Origin of the sequence: Streptomyces phaeochromogenes (assembly GCF_001418655.1) — a bacterium.
Classification (GTDB): Bacteria; Actinomycetota; Actinomycetes; order Streptomycetales; family Streptomycetaceae; genus Streptomyces; species Streptomyces phaeochromogenes.
Genome location: NZ_LIQZ01000599.1, coordinates 1 through 676, shown reverse-complemented (window position 1 = coordinate 676; position 676 = coordinate 1). Strand labels below are relative to the sequence as shown.

Below are 676 nucleotides of genomic sequence, written 5' to 3'. Positions count from 1 at the left end.
TGCGTCTGGTCGCCGCCGGCCGCAGCAACCGCCAGATCGCCGAGGAGCTCTTCATCTCCCCAAAGACGGCCAGCGTCCATGTCTCCAACATCCTCGGCAAGCTCAATGTCTCCGGCCGCGGCGAGGCCGCCGCGCTCGCGCACCGGATGCGGCTGTTCCCGCCGCACCAGGCCGGAGCCCGGACGGCCGGGTGAGATCCACGCGGACAGGGGTACGCAGACGGATCCACCCAGTGAGGTCCACGCCGTGGGATCCACGCCGTGAGGTTTACGCTGTAAGAGACCCCGGGTCGAGGGAGGCACTGTGTTCAACATGATCGAGGAGCTCTTCGCACCAGGCCGCAAGCACACCGACGAGGAACGCAAGCGGCTGGAACTGACCCGCGTGGACCTGAACGACGGGGACCCCGGACGAGGCCCGATAGACCTCGCCTCCGGCAAGGTGGTCGTCCGCCTGCCGACACAGGCCGAGGCCGAACCCGAGGCCGAGTCAGACGCGGCCGCCACTCCGGACCAGGCCCCGCCCCCGACTCGGGACCAGGTCCCCGGCTCCGACTAGGGACCAGGCCCAGGCTCCGGACCACTCTCCACCCGGAGGGCAGGCCCCAGCTCCAGAGCAGCCCCCGGCTTAGGCCCAGGCCTCAGCTCCGAACCGGGCCCCCGCCCCAGTTCCGGAC

Annotated in this window: 2 protein-coding genes; both read left to right on the top strand. The window is 70.7% G+C overall.

Annotation, left to right across the window (positions count from 1 at the left end; all coding sequences use genetic code 11):
* Positions 1-194, top strand: a 194-nt coding sequence (locus AOK17_RS53240) for a response regulator transcription factor (RefSeq protein WP_245697874.1), incomplete at its 5' end; no start/stop codon positions are given.
* A gap of 118 nt (positions 195-312) precedes the next feature.
* On the top strand, positions 313-558 hold the full coding sequence (locus AOK17_RS46490; RefSeq protein ID WP_169802018.1) for a DUF6191 domain-containing protein: 246 nt from the start codon (positions 313-315) through the stop codon (positions 556-558).
* The last annotated feature ends 118 nt before the right edge of the window (positions 559-676 follow it).